Consider the following 13,931-nt stretch of genomic DNA (forward strand, 5'->3'; position numbering starts at 1 on the left):
AGCAGCGATGGCACCCTCGGTGCTGCTGTCCCAGTGCATCCTGATCCCCCCGGTCAGCGATCCGCTCAGCTTTCCTCCCACCATGGCGCAGCCGCCATACATTGCGCCGTCACCACTTTGTTGATGGTGACAACAGCGCGGGCAGGCCCTCTGCCGCCGTGCTGCCATACCCTCTGCATGCGCATGGTGCAGCGCCTGCAGCGTCTTAGCCCAGCACGGTACTTGCCGCCAGCGCTGAAGGGGCCGGCCATATGCGGCCGGGTGTGGATCCCGGCATGCTTGCGCTTAGGCTCCGGCCGCCTCGCCCATCCTCGTTCGTGTCACCCGCAGTTTGTACGACCAGCCCTTCGGACAAACGGGGTTGCAGTCCCACCTGCGTTTTCCGCTACCGGCATTAGGATGTACTGGCGTGCGGTGCAACAGTTCCCGGGCCGGGCCACAGCACCGCGCAGCGACAGGCGGGACATGCGGGAAAGCTGGAGGGCGCCGCTACGGCCTCCGCGACCCACTGCTCCGTTGCATGCCAAGCCCCATGCGTCGCCTCGAACGCCCTGGCCTGGTCAGCGCTGTCCCATTGCATGCGCCTTTTTCCGGCGCGCCACCAAGGAACCCACGATGACACATTCCGACGATGCTGATTTTCCGGCAAGGCTGAGCGCTGACGAGGCGGCCTTGCTCCAAGCAATGCCGCAACTACAGGGCGTAGGCCAGGCACGGCGCAGCTTCATGATCCACTCGGCTGCCGGCAGTGTGGGCCTGTTTGCCGCTGATCTGCTGGCGCAGGAGGCGGCGCTGGCGCAGATGCCGCTGCCCCACGGTGCGGCGGTGGCGCCCACCAATGCGCAGAACGTGGTGAAGGTGGCTTTCCAGGTCAACGGCACAGCGCAGACGCTTGAGCTCGATTCGCGCGTGGTGTTGCTGGACGCGTTGCGTGAGCATCTGGCGTTGACGGGCTCCAAGAAGGGCTGCGACCAGGGGCAGTGCGGCGCCTGCACGGTACTGGTGGACGGCCAGCGCGTGCTGTCCTGCCTGACCCTGGCGGCAACGCTGGAAGGGCGCGAGGTGACCACCATCGAGGGCCTGGCCCAGGGCGAGCAGCTGCACCCGGTGCAAGCGGCCTTTATCAAGCACGACGGCTTTCAGTGTGGCTACTGCACCCCGGGGCAGATCTGCTCGGCCATCGGTGTGCTCGACGAGGCCCAGCGCGGCCATGTCAGCCATGTCACGGGCGACGTGCGCAAAACCACCACCCGCCTGACGGACGAAGAAATCAAGGAACGCATGAGTGGCAACATCTGCCGCTGCGGTGCCTACCCGGGCATGGTTGCGGCCGTGCAGGATGTCCATTCAGGGCGGCAAGCGGCCCAGACCTGGGGCTACGCCACCCAGACGCAGATCGCGTCCGACCGCAAGGAGGATGGCCATGCGACCATTTGAATATCTCCGGGTGGCCGATGCCGCGTCCGCCGCCTCGGCCATCGGTGGCGTGCCAGGCGCCCAGTTTCTCGCTGGCGGCTCCAACCTTGTCGATCTGATGAAGGAGGATATCGAGCGGCCCACGCGCCTGGTCGACATCCGCCAACTGCCGCTGCGGCAGATCCAGCGCAGCCGCGCGGGACTGTCGCTGGGCGCGTTGGCCACCAACACCGAGACCGCGAACCATCCCCTGGTGCGCGAGAACTATCCGCTGCTGACCCAGGCCATCGTCGCAGGCGCCTCGGGGCAGTTGCGCAACATGGCGACCAATGGCGGCAATTTGCTGCAGCGCACGCGCTGCAATTATTTTTATGACACTGCCTCGCCCTGCAACAAGCGCGAGCCCGGCACCGGCTGCGGTGCGCGCGAAGGGCTGAACAAGATCCATGCGGTGTTCGGCTGGAGCGATGCCTGCGTCGCCACCTACCCGGGCGACATGGCCAACGCGCTGTATGCCCTCGATGCCAGCGTGCGCGTGCGGGCCACGGACGGGCGCGAGCGGCTGGTTCCGATTGCCGATCTCCACCGTTTGCCCGGCGATACGCCGCAGCACGATACCAACCTGGCGCATGGTGACCTCATCGTGGCCATCGAGCTGCCCGTCGCGTCTGCGGAATTTGCCAGGCATTGCCACTATCTGAAAGTGCGCGACCGCAGCTCCTACGCCTTTGCGATGGTGTCCGTGGCAGCAGCGCTGCAACTGGAAGGGGGCACCATCCGCCAGGCGCGCGTGGTACTGGGCGGTGTTGCCCACAAGCCCTGGCGCAGTGCCGAGGCCGAGGCGGCCCTGGTGGGCCAGCGTGCCGACGAGGCAGTTTTTGCCAAGGCCGCCCAAGCGGCGCTGAGCGGTGCCAGGCCGCTGGCCCATAACGGCTACAAGGTGGAGCTGGGCCAACGTTCCGTGGTGCGGGCGCTGATGCGTGCCGCCCAATGGGTTTGACGGCGAAGGAGGATCACCATGGCACGTTATCTAGGTAAAGGGACCACCCGCGTGGACGGGGTGGCCAAGGTCACTGGCAAGGCCAAGTACACGGCTGAATTCCAGGTGCCGCATGCCGCCTATGGCTTTGTCGTGCTGAGCACGGTGGCCAAAGGGCGCATCACGGCCATCGACACCCGCGAGGCCGAGCAGGCGGCCGGCGTGGTGCGCGTGTTCACCCATCTCAATGCCGGGCGGCTGGGCAAAGCGCCGGCTGCCGATGCAGAGCCGCAATGGGCCTGGCCGCTGCAATCGGACCGGGTGTTTTTCAACGGCCAGCCGATAGCGTTGGTGGTTGCGGAAAGCTACGAGCAGGCGCGCCATGCGGCGCGTCTGGTCAAGGCCAGCTACCAGAGCGAGGCCCATACCACGGCGTTGGAGGCGGTGCTGGACAAGGCCAAGCCCTCGTCCGACAACACGCCCCCACGCGGTGACCCTGACAAGGCACTGCAAGCAGCGGCCGTCAAGGTGGACGCCGAGTACCACATCCCCATCAACCACCACAACCCGATCGAGCCGCATGCCGCGATCGCACTGTGGGAGGGCGACAAGCTCACGGTCTTTGACAAGACCCAGGAGGTCTATGGCGTGCAAAAGCACCTGGCCGAAGGCCTGGGCGTGCCGGCCGAGAACATCCGTGTGGTCTCGCCCTTTGTCGGCGGTGCCTTTGGCTCCTCGCTCAAGCCCAACTACTATCCCTCGCTGACGGCGATGGCCGCCCGCGAGCTCAAGCGTCCGGTCAAGCTGGTGCTGACGCGCGCGCAGATGTTCACCGCGCATGGCTACCGGCCGCAGACGATCCAGAAGGTCAGGCTGGGCGCAGATGCCCATGGCAAGCTGCAGGCGATGGTGCAGGAGGCTTTCCACAACACCTCGTCGTTCGAGACCTTCTCGGACAATACGACCGGATTTCTCAAGCAGGTTTATGCCTGCGAGAACCTGAACATGCCGCTGAAGGTGGCCGCCACCGACCTGGCCACTCCCACCTGGATGCGTGCACCCGGCGCAGTGAGCGGTATGTTTGCGCTGGAGAGCGCGATGGACGAGCTGGCCTATGCGCTGAAGATGGATCCGATGGAGCTGCGCCTGGTCAACTATGCCGAGGTGGATCCCGAGAGTGGCAAGCCTTTCTCCAGCAAGGCGCTGCGCGAGTGCTACCGGCTGGGGGCCGAGAAGTTCGGCTGGAAAAACCGCAAGCCGGAGCCGCGGTCGATGCGCGACGGCAAGCTGCTGGTGGGCTGGGGCATGGCATCGAGCGTGTGGGGAGCCATGCAGATGCCTGCAAGCGCCAAGATCACGTTCCGGCCGGATGGGACGGCGACCGTCTCGAGTGCCACCAGCGACATTGGCCCAGGCACCTACACCGTGATGACGATGATTGCGGCCGAGTTTCTGGGCCTGCCGCTGGACCAGGTGAGCTTTGAGCTGGGCGACACGCGCCAGCCGAAGGCGCCTGCGCAAGGCGGGTCCTGGACCACCTCCAGCGTCGGCTCGGCGGTGCGTGGCGCGGCCCTGGACATCACCGCCAAGCTGCTGGCGCTGGCCCAGCGCGATGCCCACTCGCCATTGCAAGGCGCCAGTGCTGACGATGTGGAGATGCTCGATGGCCGCTTGCAGCGCAAGAGCGATACGGCGCGCGGAGTGGATATTGCCGGGCTCATGCGCAGCACCGGCACGGACGAGATCACCGAGGTCTACCAATCAACCCCATCGCCCGAGCGCGACAAATATGCATCGCTCGCCCATGGCGCGCAGTTTGTCGAGGTCAAGGTAGACCCCGATCTGGGGACTGTGCAGGTCACCCGCGTGATCGAGATCACCGCCTGCGGCAAGATCCTCAATCCGCTGGCCTCGCACAGCCAGGAGATCGGGGGAGTGGTGTGGGGCATCGGGATGGCGCTCGAAGAGGGCACCGAGGTGGACCACCGCACCGGGCGTTTCATGAATGCCAATTTGCAGCACTACCATGTGCCGGTCAATGCGGACATCCATGCGATCGAGACCGTGTTTGTCGAGGAGGACGACACCATCGTCAATCCGCTGGGGGTCAAGGGCATGGGCGAGCTGGGCATGGTCGGCATTCCGGCGGCCATCGCCAATGCCGTCTACCATGCCACCGGCAAGCGCATCCGCAGTCTTCCGATCACCCCGGACAAGCTGCTGTAAGTGCAACGTGTAAGGCAGCGGGCCGCGCACCGGTCCGCTGCAGTCCATCCGCTCGCCGCCGGATACGGTTAGCGGCGGGGTTGCAGAATGCTGTTCTTCACGGCCAGCACCTCGGCCATCGCGCTCACCGCGATCTCGGCTGGGGTCTTGCTGCCAATAGGCAGGCCCACTGGCGAATGCAGCCGCTGCAGCGATTGCTCCGTCTCGTCAAAGTGCTCGATAAAGCGTTGCTTGCGGCTGTCGGCGTTGCGCCGCGATCCTATCGCACCGACATAGAAAGCCGGGCTGTGCAGTGCTTCCAGCAGCGCCAGGTCATCGAGCTTGGGGTCATGGCTCAACGCCAGGATGCAGCTGCGCGCGTCCGGCTTCATGCGGCGCACGGCGTCGTCCGGCATTTCGGTGCTGAGCTGGGCGCCTGCCACCGACCAGGTGTCGCGGTGCTCGATGCGCGGATCGCAGACAGTCACCTCGAAGTGGTTGAACAGCGCCATCACGGCCACATACTCTGCCAGTGCGCCCGCGCCGATCAGCAGCATGCGGTACTGGGGCCCCAGGGTGACCGAGAGCCTGGCACCATCAAATTGAACCGCCGCAGGTGCCGAGGCATCTGCCAGGCTGACCCGCCCGGATTGGCAATCGACCGTGCGCTGCACCAGCTGCCCCGCCTCCAGACGTTGCACCAGCTCATCCATTCCCGCTGGCGCCGGTGCAAACTCCAGCAGCAATTCCAAGGTGCCGCCACAGGGCAGGCCAAAGCGGTGGGCCTCGTCGGCCGTGATGCCATAGCGCACCAGCTCCGGCGTGGACTGCGGCAGGGGACTGGCGCCATAGGCGCTGGTGTAGCGGTGCACCAGGTCGTCCTCAACGCAACCGCCGGACACTGAGCCGATGCAGGGACCGTCTTCGCGCAGCGCCATCATCGAGCCGATGGGGCGGGGGGACGATCCCCAGGTCTTGACGACGGTCACCAGCATGACGCGGTAACCGCTGGCCAGCCAGCCGCGCGCGCAGCGCAGCACCCGCGCATCAACGTTTTCCATCGCTGGCCCCCTGTGCAAAAGCTCCGCTGGCCAGCAGCGCTTGTGCCCGCGCCAGGTCATCGCAGGTGTCGATATCGATGGCGATGCCAGGATCGTCCAGCAGCAAGCTGTGGGCCGTTCCCGCTTGCCGATGGGCACGCACAATGGCGCTGGCCCCTGTGTCGCCCTGCAGCTGCAACAATGCCTCACGGCAAGTTCTGCCAAAACCCACAGGGTGGCCGTGTTGACCGCCACATTGTGGAACCACCACCGCATGCGTGGCCAGGCTTTGCGCCACTGCTACCAGGCTCTGCGCGCGGACTAAAGGCAGATCGCCAGGCAGGATTAGCCAGCCATCGGCGTCTGGCGTCGCCGCCACGCCCCGGGCAATCGAATAGCCCATGCCGTCCATCCCGGAGGATGAAACACCCTCGGCACGGCGAACCACATGGCAGGGCAGACCGGATGCCACAACGCTGCGCAGCACCTGCGCCAGCACCGTCCCATCGCCGAGCATCGCGTCGAGCTTGTAGGTTGTACCGCCCGAGTGCGCAAAGCGCCGGCCGTGGCCGGCGGCCAGGACCACCACGGTAGGCTTGAACGGAGGCGGCATCTGGCGAGACCTAGGCATCGCTGCGTTGCGCGAGCGGCAGGCTGACCGGTTGCCGCTGGGTGCGGAGCGGGGTGTGGGTGGCAGGCTGAGGCACAGGCAACTTTCTCATGGGGATGGCAGGGTGCATGGCGCACCGGCAGTGGTGCTCCTGCTGGATGCGCATGCCAACCATTGCGGGAACGCATGGGTGGAGCTGGTAAGTGTAGTGAGTGCCCCTGTGCCTGCCACCTCCGAAACCGAGGCAGCGTCTGTCAGACCAGATGGACAGTGGCGCCATTACCTGGCGGCTTTGTCCGGCTGCCGCGCTCCCACCTGTGTGCCGGCCTGCGGGCGCATGCCAAGCGATGGGCCGGTGTTGCGGCTGGGGACCTCGCGGGTCCCTCAGCGTCTCTGGATCGCGCCAGGCACTCCCTTCAGTCTGCCTGCGGCGCAGGTGGTGCTGCTGCCGGGGTTGCCGCCGCTGCAGCTTGCAGCTTAGCCAGGTGGCGCTTTCTCAGGCTGTCCGTGGTCTGGTCGCACAGCTGCTGTGTGGCCGCTTGCAAGGTGGGCAACAGCACGCAGGCGCCTGGCGAACTGCGGAAGGCCGTCTCCTGGACCTGGTGGACATAGTCCAGCTCGCCGTCGCCTTTCTTGATGGTGTAGCGGAACTGGAATTGTGTGACGGCGGGCTTGTCCGCCAGCGAGCCGAGCACGGCGCCCAATATCCCGACCGCCAGGTTGACACCGACGGAGTAGTTATGTCCGCCGCGAATGGCGCGGTCAATATAGGCGGCGCTGGCGACGGCGCTGCCAATGGCCGCCCCCGCGTGCGTGCCGGGCGTGGATTCGTCGACACCCTGCACGTCGATGATGGTGCCGAACTCCGCCGCTGCGAAGTAGTCGATGCTGTAGTTCGCTTCCAGCAGCTGGCGTTCTGGCGCAGCCAGCTCATCCCATACCAGCCGCGACAGCTGCAGGTTAGGGCGTGGTGCCAGCAGGTACTTGTCCGAGGTGCCCAGCGACACATCCTTGGATGGGTAGGCGCTGGGCGCCAATTCGCCATTCAGGTAAGCCCGGTACTCGCTCAGTGCCATCGTGCGCGAGCCGCTGTGGACGCGTTCCACCGTCAGGCTGTCCCGGCTGACGGAGCAGACCAGCGGATCGCCATCAGAAACCATGGCCACGTTCACCGCCCACTGTTCGGACAAATGCTGGTTGCCATCGTTCTTGACGTCGGTGGCATTCGGAAACTCAGCCAGGCAAATCGTCACGTACTTCTCAAAATTCCGGGCGGCTTCGCGCCGTGAAGTTTCCACATCCCGGTAGATCTTCAGTTGCTCATCCTGGGACATGCGTCCCTGGTAGGCATAAGGCGTGCATCCTCCCAGCAGCGCAAGGCTGGCCGCTGCGGCCGCGATCTGCTTGGTCTTCATGTGCTATTTGTCATCCGCTATTGTTCATTCATTCAAACTCTTAAAGCGCATGGGGTGGTGCGTCTTCATCTATCCCCGCCATCTGGGGTGCACCAAGGTATCTTTGAATCTGAATGGGTTGGCCCCTGCAAGGCAGGGCTGCGCTGCCCGATCCTAGCAGTTTTTATTACATTGGGTTACGAGTGTGCGCTTGAGGCAACAGTATGCGCAGCTGGGCGTGCCGCTACTGTTATTTCTGAGTTCAGTCGTTCTCGTGGCCGCACAGCGCATCCACCAGCAGCCCCAGTGCAGCGCTGCGGGGCGCGCCCTTGCGCAGCACCAGCTCATAGGGTTCGCTGCGCGATTGGAGGGTCAGATCGATGATGCCGACCAGGCCATTGCGCGAGAAGTAGGTCGCGATGTCGTCGGAGACCAGGGCCACCAGGTCGTTGTTGCGCCCTAGCATGGTGACGGTGGCCAGCGCCGAAGTGGTCTCGATCAGGTGCGAGGGGAAATGGAGTCCCGCTTCCTGGAACTCGCGCTCCAGCAAACGGCGCATCGGCATGCGGGCGCGGTACACCAGCCAGCGGCTGTCCTGCAGGTCTTGCAACTGCACGGCCTTGGCGCCCATGGCAGGGTGGCGCACGCTGGCAATCACCGACAGCGACTCCTGCTTGATGAACAGGGAGTCATAGACCTCGGGCGTGCGGCTGACCGAGGAGCGGCAGATCGCCGCATGGATCTGGCCGCGCTCGATCATGCCCAGCAAGGTCTCGCTGGTGTCCTCGATGATCTCCACCGACATGTGGGGCTGGCGCGCGAGCACGTTCGACAGCGCATCGGACAGCAGCGGCACCGCGCCCATGATGGTGCCGATGGCCAGGTGGCCGCCGACGCCGCTGGCGATGGCATCGAGCTCAAAGCGCAGCTGGTTGATGTCCGACTGGATCAGGCGGGCGAAACGCAGCGCGCAGTGCCCGGCCTCCGTCGGGATTAACCCTCGGTTTGTGCGTTCGAACAGGTCCACCTGCAACGTCGACTCCAGCTCGCGCAGCGCCTTGCTGGCGCCCGGCTGTGTGAGGCCGACTTTGTCCGCGGCGCCAAGCAGGGAGCCGCTTTCCTCGATGGCGATGAGCAGGCGCAGCTGCTTGGCATGCAGGCGCGACATGACGGAATTGAGGCTGGGGATGCCGCTGGACATGAATAAAAGTTATATCGGTATGGGAAGCCGTCAGTGTACCGAATGGGCAGTGCTGCCTAGACTTCGGGCCTTCTGATAGCAATGGATATAACTGGTAAAACGTTATGGCTCTGATCAACTATGTGACCGAAGTGCGCTTTGGCGCCGGTGTGCTGGCGGAACTGAAGGAAGTGTGCGAGAAGCTGGGTATTACCAATCCTTTGATCGTGACCGACAAAGGGGTGGAGGCCGCTGGCATCATCGACCAGGTCAGGCAGGCGCTGGGCGCTGCCCGGTTCGGCCTGTTCAACGGCACACCGCCCAACCCGTCGGAGACGGCCGTGCGCGCCGGCGTCGAGGCGCTGAATGGCAGCGCCTGCGACGGCATCATCGCCGTGGGCGGCGGCTCGTCGATTGACCTGGCCAAGGCGGTGGCGGTATCGGCCCGCCATGCCGGGCCGCTGCGCCAGTTTGCGCTGATCGAGGGCGGTGCGCTGAGGATCACCGCCGCCACCTTGCCCATCATCGCGGTGCCCACCACGGCGGGCACCGGCAGCGAAGTAGGGCGTGGCGCCATCATCATCCTGGACGATGGCCGCAAGGTCGGCATCCTCTCGCCCCATGTGATTCCCAAGGTCGCCATCTGCGACCCCAATCTGACCCTGGGCCTGCCGGCGGGCCTGACAGCCGCCACCGGCATGGATGCGATTGCGCACTGCATCGAGACCTTTCTGGCGCCTGCCTTCAACCCGCCGGCCGATGGCATTGCGCTCGATGGCCTGTGGCGCGCCTGGCGCCATATCGAGGTGGCCTTCCGCGATCCCGCCGATGTGGAGGCGCGCAGCAACATGATGAGTGCCTCGCTGCAAGGTGCGCTCGCCTTCCAGAAGGGCCTGGGCTGCGTGCACAGCCTCAGCCATTCGCTGGGCGGCATCAACCCCAAGCTGCACCACGGCACGCTCAACGCCATCCTGCTGCCGGCGGTGATCCGCTTCAACCGGGGCGCAGAGTCGGTGGTGCGCGACAACAAGATCGCGCGCCTGGCGCAGGCCATGGGCCTGCCCGACGGCGTGTCGGTGGAGGAAGCCCTGGTCACCAAATCCCGCGCACTGCAGCTGCCCACCGGCCTGGCCGAGCTGGGCGTGAGCGAAGACCTGTTCGAGCGCATTGTGAAGGGCGCGCTGGCCGACCACAGCCACCGCACCAACCCGCGTGAGGCCAGCGCAGACGACTACGTCGAGATGCTGCGCCAGTCGATGTAATCCGGCACTTTCTACAAAACAGACGCAAGCCCGGCCCGCCGCCGCAACGGATGGCAGGCCGAAGGTTTGCGCACAGGCAGACATTGATAAACCAACAACCTGAGGTGGAGACATGAGCAGCAGCTCTCTGAATCACACGGCCACGATGGCCGACAAGGAAACCATGGTTCCGGATGCGGAACGCAGGCGCGCGCTGATTGGCAGCGCCGTGGGCAGCACCATCGAGTGGTACGACTACTTCCTCTACGGAACCATGTCGTCCATCATTTTTGCCAAGCAGTTTTTCCCCAGCGACAACGCGCTGGTCAGCCAGATGCTGTCGCTGGCCACGTTTGCGCTGGCCTTCCTGATCCGCCCGATTGGCGGCGTGATCTTCTCCCACATCGGCGACCGCATTGGCCGCAAGAAGACCTTGGCGATGACCCTGTCGATGATGGGCCTGTCGACCGTGCTGATGGGCCTGCTGCCCAATTACGCGCAGATTGGGATACTCGCGCCCATCCTGCTGACGGTATTGCGCCTGCTGCAAGGCCTGGCGCTGGGCGGCGAGTGGGGCGGCGGCGTGCTGCTGGCGGTCGAGTATTCGCCCCGCAAGAGGCGCGGCTTCTACGGTGCGGTGCCGCAGACCGGCGCAGTGCTGGGCCTGGCGCTGGGCAACATCATCACCTCGCTGCTGAGCGCAAGCATGAGCGAAGAGGCCTTCCTCTCCTGGGGCTGGCGCATTCCGTTTGTCGGCTCCATTGTGCTGGTGATGGTCGGCATGTGGATCCGCAATGCGGTGGGCGAGACGCCCTCGTTCAAGAAAATCCAGGCCAGCCGCAGCAGCGCGCCCATTCCGATCAAGCAGACCCTGCAGTTCCACTGGCGGGAAGTGCTGATCGCCATCGGCGCCAAGGTGGTGGAGACCTCGACCTTCTTCCTCTACGCCACCTTCACCATCTCGTACATGATGGACCACGGCTTTGCGCGCGCGACGATTCTCAATATCGTGCTGATCTGCGCGCTGATCGCCTTCCCCTGCATGCTGTTCTTCGGGCACCTGTCGGACAAGATCGGCCGCAAGAAGGTCTTCATCGGCGGCAGCATCGCGTTCATGCTCTGGATCTTCCCGTACTTCTGGCTGCTCGACCAGAAATCCGTCTGGGCAGCGGCGCTGGCCGTCGGTGTGGGCCTGGGCATCATCTGGTCCAGCTATGGCGCGATGATCGGCACCCTGCTGGCCGAGGCCTTCCCGCCGGACATCCGCTACACCGGCATGTCGCTGGGCTACCAGATTGGTGCAGCCCTGGTGGGCGGCCCGATGCCACTGATCGCCACCGCGCTGATCGCCTACTACAGCGGCAGCTATGTGCCGGTGGTCATCTTCCTGGTGCTCTGTGCGCTGGTGTCCATCGTCGCCGTGGGCGTTGCCCGCGACCGCAGCGGCCTGCCGCTGGATGAGTGATGGCCGGAATGCTGGCCTGAGCGGCCGGACCTGCCGCAGCGCTGCTTACCTGCGGCAGGTCTTGCCCTTCCTGGCGGCCTTCGCGCATCCCCTTCATCTTTTCCCCCAACGCAACTTCTTGAGGAAACCCTCCATGCAGATCACTGGAGACATGGTCATTGGCTACCGCAGCCTGCGCGGCACCAGCGGCAGCCAACGCGCCTTCAACCCTACACTGAACGCTCCCATCGCCGAGCCCGAGTTTGGCCTGGGTGGCGACCACGAGGTCGAGCTGGCGGCCCGCATGGCCGCTGCCGCCTTCGACCCGTATCGCCATCTGCCGCTGGCGCAGCGCGCTGCCTTTTTGGAGGCGATTGCCGAAGAAATCCTGCAACTGGGCGATGCGCTGATCGAGCGCGCCCATGCGGAAAGCGGCTTGCCCATCGCGCGACTGACGGGCGAGCGCGGCCGCACTGTGGGCCAGTTGCGCCTGTTTGCCCAGGTGGTGCGCGACGGGCATTTTCTGCGCGCCACCATCGACACCGCCCAGCCCGATCGCCAGCCGCTGCCGCGTGCCGATCTGCGCCTGGCCAAGATTCCGCTGGGCCCGGTGGCAGTGTTTGGTGCCAGCAATTTTCCGCTGGCGTTCTCGGTGGCTGGGGGCGACACCGCATCGGCACTGGCCGCTGGCGCGCCGGTGATTGTGAAGGCGCACAGCGCGCATCTGGGCACCTCTGAAATGGTGGCGCGGGCAGTGCAAAAGGCGGCGCAGCGCCAAGGCATGCCCGAAGGCGTTTTCTCGCTGCTGGTGGGCGCAGGCCGTGGGCTGGGCGAGGCGCTGGTGGCCCACCCGGAGATCAAGGCCGTTGGCTTTACCGGCTCGCGGCAAGGCGGCCTGGCGCTTTTGCGCATTGCCAACCACCGTGCGGAGCCCATCCCCGTCTATGCCGAGATGAGCAGCATCAACCCCGTCTTCTTGCTTCCCCAGGCGCTGGCTGCACGGCCCGAGGCGCTGGCCCAGGGCTTTGCCGATTCGCTGGCGATGGGGGCCGGGCAGTTCTGCACCAACCCCGGCCTGGTGCTGGCCATCGACAGCCCTGCGCTCAGCACCTTTATCAGCGCGGCAGCCACCGCTATCCGCGCCAAGGGCGCACAAACCATGCTGACTGCCGGCATCCACCAGGCCTATGAGGCCGGCCGTGCGCAGCTGCAAGCCGCTGCCGGCGTGGAGCAGCTGGCTGCTGGCGTGCCCGCCGACCATGCCAACGCCGCCCAGGCCGCGCTGTATGTGACCAGCGCGCAGACCTGGTTGGCGAACGAGGCCTTGCAGTCGGAGATGTTTGGTCCGGCCTCCATCGTCGTCAAAGCCAGCAGCGTGGACGAGTTGCTGCAGGTCGCCCAGCACCTGGAAGGCCAGCTGACCGCCACCTTGCACCTGGAGCAGGGCGACCACGACAGCGCCCGCGCGCTGCTGCCGGTGCTGGAGCGCAAGTGCGGCCGCATCCTCGTCAATGGCTTCCCCACCGGCGTCGAAGTGAGCCACGCGGTGGTCCACGGCGGCCCCTTCCCCGCCACCTCCAACGCCATGTATACCTCCGTCGGTGCCAGCGCGATCGACCGCTTCCTGCGCCCGGTCTGCTACCAGGACCTGCCCGATGCGCTGCGGCCCGTGGCTTTGCAGAATGGCAATGCGCTGGGGCTGTGGCGGCTGGTGGATGGGCAGCCCAGCCAGGGGGCGGTGGGCTGAGGTTGGGTGTCAGCGCGCTGCAAGGGCTCTTTTGAGTAGCAAGCCTGGCGTTCCACCGCAATGGGGCGCCTGGCTCTCTGGGTGGAGGTAGCGCGCATCACCGGTGCCCGTCTTGCTGCACTGGAGCGCCTGTTTTTGGTGGCGCGCACGCTGCCGCCACCACCTGGCGCGCGCTTATACCTTGGCGAGAAAGGCCGCCGCGTCACCCGCTTCGCACTTCCAGTCTGCGAAGACGCCCACCAGATTGCATTCCACGCAGTGGCAGGCGATGTAGTACCAGCGCACATCATGTGTGCCCTTGTACACGGAGACGCCGGACACCAGCTCGAACACCTCGTTCTCGCACACGCAGGCGTGCCCCTCGGGGGTGGCTTCTTCCAGGTAGTCCTCGCTGTCGCCCATCAGGTGTTCCTGCCCGCAGTCGCTGCAGGTGCGGATGGCCACGCCGGCTTCTTCATCGGTCTGCAGCGCAAAAGTACGGCAGCCGCAATCGCATTTGGACGAGGCAAACCGGGTGGCCTCATGGCCATTCGCAACGCTGTAGCTGCGCAGCTCGGCTTGGGTATCGCCGGACGTCGTCCCGTACATGAAATCGCCCTTTTTCGTCAGTGCCATTGGTGTTGTTCCATTCTTCAAGGTGGGCATACCGGCAGACCTGAGCCCAGGCTGCCTCGA

The 13,931-nt window shown here is 65.5% G+C and carries 11 protein-coding genes; 6 read left to right on the forward strand and 5 right to left on the reverse strand.

Annotated elements, in window-relative coordinates; translation table 11 throughout:
* The first annotated feature begins 615 nt into the window (after window positions 1-615).
* From AB7A72_RS11150 to AB7A72_RS11160, 3 genes are read left to right on the forward strand one after another with little or no spacing between them, the layout of a single operon-like run.
* Window positions 616-1,437: a 2Fe-2S iron-sulfur cluster-binding protein gene (locus tag AB7A72_RS11150; protein ID WP_369459992.1), complete on the forward strand. Its 822-nt coding sequence runs from the start codon at window positions 616-618 to the stop codon at window positions 1,435-1,437.
* A complete protein-coding gene (locus AB7A72_RS11155; RefSeq protein WP_369459993.1) occupies window positions 1,424-2,416 on the forward strand; it encodes an FAD binding domain-containing protein in 993 nt (330 codons plus the stop codon). Before AB7A72_RS11150 ends, AB7A72_RS11155 begins: the two co-directional genes overlap by 14 nt.
* Window positions 2,417-2,434: 18 nt before the next feature.
* The gene (locus AB7A72_RS11160; protein WP_369459994.1) at window positions 2,435-4,621 is read left to right on the forward strand and encodes a xanthine dehydrogenase family protein molybdopterin-binding subunit; all 2,187 of its coding nucleotides are present in this window, start codon (window positions 2,435-2,437) and stop codon (window positions 4,619-4,621) included.
* A 68-nt stretch (window positions 4,622-4,689) separates the two neighbouring features.
* Here AB7A72_RS11160 and AB7A72_RS11165 read toward each other — a convergent pair whose 3' ends face one another.
* From AB7A72_RS11165 to AB7A72_RS11180, 4 genes are all read right to left on the reverse strand, one after another.
* A complete protein-coding gene (locus AB7A72_RS11165) occupies window positions 4,690-5,661 on the reverse strand; it encodes an XdhC family protein (protein WP_369459995.1) in 972 nt (323 codons plus the stop codon).
* Window positions 5,648-6,271, reverse strand: a complete 624-nt coding sequence (locus AB7A72_RS11170; protein WP_369459996.1) for a nucleotidyltransferase family protein — start codon at window positions 6,269-6,271, stop codon at window positions 5,648-5,650. The genes AB7A72_RS11165 and AB7A72_RS11170 overlap by 14 nt, the downstream gene beginning before the upstream one ends.
* A 395-nt stretch (window positions 6,272-6,666) precedes the next feature.
* Complete coding sequence (locus tag AB7A72_RS11175) at window positions 6,667-7,665, reverse strand: hypothetical protein (RefSeq protein WP_369459997.1); 999 nt, start codon at window positions 7,663-7,665, stop codon at window positions 6,667-6,669.
* Window positions 7,666-7,906: 241 nt separating this feature from the next.
* Window positions 7,907-8,845 carry a LysR family transcriptional regulator gene (locus tag AB7A72_RS11180; protein ID WP_407064974.1) on the reverse strand — a complete coding sequence of 313 codons (939 nt, stop codon included), beginning with the start codon at window positions 8,843-8,845 and terminating at the stop codon, window positions 7,907-7,909.
* 104 nt (window positions 8,846-8,949) lie between these two features.
* On the opposite strand from AB7A72_RS11180, the gene AB7A72_RS11185 reads away from it, so the two are divergent.
* From AB7A72_RS11185 to AB7A72_RS11195, 3 genes are all read left to right on the forward strand, one after another.
* The gene (locus AB7A72_RS11185) at window positions 8,950-10,086 is read left to right on the forward strand and encodes an iron-containing alcohol dehydrogenase (RefSeq protein ID WP_369459998.1); all 1,137 of its coding nucleotides are present in this window, start codon (window positions 8,950-8,952) and stop codon (window positions 10,084-10,086) included.
* Window positions 10,087-10,198: 112 nt separating this feature from the next.
* Entirely contained in the window at window positions 10,199-11,530 is a 1,332-nt protein-coding gene (locus tag AB7A72_RS11190) for an MFS transporter (RefSeq protein WP_369459999.1), read from the forward strand.
* Window positions 11,531-11,663: 133 nt separating this feature from the next.
* Complete coding sequence (locus tag AB7A72_RS11195) at window positions 11,664-13,256, forward strand: aldehyde dehydrogenase (NADP(+)) (protein WP_369460000.1); 1,593 nt, start codon at window positions 11,664-11,666, stop codon at window positions 13,254-13,256.
* A gap of 174 nt (window positions 13,257-13,430) precedes the next feature.
* Here the strand turns inward: AB7A72_RS11195 and AB7A72_RS11200 are convergent, their stop codons facing one another.
* Window positions 13,431-13,871, reverse strand: a complete 441-nt coding sequence (locus AB7A72_RS11200) for a hypothetical protein (protein WP_369460001.1) — start codon at window positions 13,869-13,871, stop codon at window positions 13,431-13,433.
* Window positions 13,872-13,931: the final 60 nt, after the last annotated feature.

This window comes from Comamonas sediminis, assembly GCF_041107495.1.
Classification (GTDB): Bacteria; Pseudomonadota; Gammaproteobacteria; order Burkholderiales; family Burkholderiaceae_C; genus Comamonas; species Comamonas sediminis.

Bases quoted from the DNA above. Each gene is read 5' to 3' on its own strand.
- AB7A72_RS11150 (WP_369459992.1), top strand. From the start codon at position 616: ATGACACATTCCGACGATGCTGATTTTCCGGCAAGGCTGAGCGCTGAC.
- AB7A72_RS11155 (WP_369459993.1), top strand. From the start codon at position 1,424: ATGCGACCATTTGAATATCTCCGGGTGGCCGATGCCGCGTCCGCCGCC.
- AB7A72_RS11160 (WP_369459994.1), top strand. From the start codon at position 2,435: ATGGCACGTTATCTAGGTAAAGGGACCACCCGCGTGGACGGGGTGGCC.
- AB7A72_RS11165 (WP_369459995.1), bottom strand. From the start codon at position 5,661: ATGGAAAACGTTGATGCGCGGGTGCTGCGCTGCGCGCGCGGCTGGCTG.
- AB7A72_RS11170 (WP_369459996.1), bottom strand. From the start codon at position 6,271: ATGCCTAGGTCTCGCCAGATGCCGCCTCCGTTCAAGCCTACCGTGGTG.
- AB7A72_RS11175 (WP_369459997.1), bottom strand. From the start codon at position 7,665: ATGAAGACCAAGCAGATCGCGGCCGCAGCGGCCAGCCTTGCGCTGCTG.
- AB7A72_RS11180 (WP_407064974.1), bottom strand. From the start codon at position 8,845: ATGTCCAGCGGCATCCCCAGCCTCAATTCCGTCATGTCGCGCCTGCAT.
- AB7A72_RS11185 (WP_369459998.1), top strand. From the start codon at position 8,950: ATGGCTCTGATCAACTATGTGACCGAAGTGCGCTTTGGCGCCGGTGTG.
- AB7A72_RS11190 (WP_369459999.1), top strand. From the start codon at position 10,199: ATGAGCAGCAGCTCTCTGAATCACACGGCCACGATGGCCGACAAGGAA.
- AB7A72_RS11195 (WP_369460000.1), top strand. From the start codon at position 11,664: ATGCAGATCACTGGAGACATGGTCATTGGCTACCGCAGCCTGCGCGGC.
- AB7A72_RS11200 (WP_369460001.1), bottom strand. From the start codon at position 13,871: ATGGCACTGACGAAAAAGGGCGATTTCATGTACGGGACGACGTCCGGC.